This is a genomic window from Enterobacter cloacae complex sp. IR5401 (assembly GCF_049238425.1).
In the GTDB taxonomy this organism is placed as follows: Bacteria; Pseudomonadota; Gammaproteobacteria; order Enterobacterales; family Enterobacteriaceae; genus Enterobacter; species Enterobacter hormaechei_C.
In genome coordinates, this window is record NZ_JBMKHN010000048.1 from 1 (window position 1) to 1229 (window position 1229).

Annotated in this window: 1 protein-coding gene; it reads left to right on the plus strand. The window is 50.2% G+C overall.

Annotated features, from left to right (window positions below; all coding sequences use genetic code 11):
- Nucleotides 1-63: 63 nt before the first annotated feature.
- A protein-coding gene (locus tag ACOTX1_RS23755) for an IS3 family transposase (RefSeq protein WP_085949497.1) occupies nucleotides 64-1211 on the plus strand; the annotation gives its coding sequence in 2 pieces (ribosomal slippage) (nucleotides 64-301 and nucleotides 301-1211; 1149 coding nt in all).
- Nucleotides 1212-1229 lie beyond the last annotated feature (18 nt).

Below are 1229 nucleotides of genomic sequence, written 5' to 3' on the forward strand. Positions count from 1 at the left end.
TGAATCGCCACGCGTTTAACAGACACCTCAGAGTCATTTAAGATGACTTAAAGAGAGGTGCCCATGAGCGGTAAGCGTTATCCTGAAGAGTTTAAAACTGAAGCAGTCAAACAGGTTGTTGATCGCGGTTATTCTGTTGCCAGCGTTGCAACACGTCTCGATATCACCACCCACAGCCTTTATGCCTGGATAAAGAAGTACGGTCCGGATTCTTCCACTAATAAAGAACAGTCAGATGCTCAGGCCGAGATCCGCCGTCTCCAGAAAGAGCTGAAACGGGTTACCGACGAACGGGACATATTAAAAAAAGCCGCGGCGTACTTCGCAAAGCTGTCCGACTGAGGTACGCCTTTATCCGTGACAACTCCTGTTGCTGGCCTGTTCGCCTGCTCTGTCGGGTGCTGGATGTTCATCCCAGTGGTTTTTACGCCTGGCTTCAGCAGCCGCATTCACAACGCCATCAGGCAGACCTGAGACTGACAGGACAGATTAAACAGTTCTGGCTGGAATCGGGATGCGTCTATGGTTATCGCAAAATCCATCTGGATCTGCGTGACAGCGGGCAACAGTGCGGAGTAAACAGAGTCTGGAGACTGATGAAACGTGTCGGAATAAAGGCTCAGGTCGGATACCGAAGCCCGCGGGCACGTAAAGGCGAGGCCAGTATCGTGTCACCCAACAGGCTCCAGCGACAGTTCAATCCGGATGCTCCTGATGAGCGTTGGGTAACGGACATAACCTACATCAGGACCCACGAAGGCTGGCTGTATCTTGCCGTTGTTGTTGATCTGTTCTCACGCAAAATTATCGGCTGGTCCATGCAATCCCGGATGACAAAGGACATTGTCCTGAACGCACTGCTGATGGCTGTATGGCGGCGTAATCCCGAAAAACAGGTGCTGGTTCATTCGGATCAGGGCAGTCAGTACACAAGCCATGAGTGGCAGTCGTTCCTGAAATCACACGGCCTGGAGGGTAGCATGAGCCGTCGCGGTAACTGCCATGATAATGCGGTTGCAGAAAGTTTTTTCCAGTTGTTGAAACGTGAACGGATAAAGAAAAAGATCTACGGAACGCGGGAAGAAGCCCGCAGTGATATTTTTGATTACATCGAAATGTTTTATAACAGTAAGCGTCGGCATGGTTCTAGCGAACAGATGTCACCGACAGAATATGAAAACCAGTATTATCAACGGCTCGGAAGTGTCTAGATTATCCGTGGCGATTCA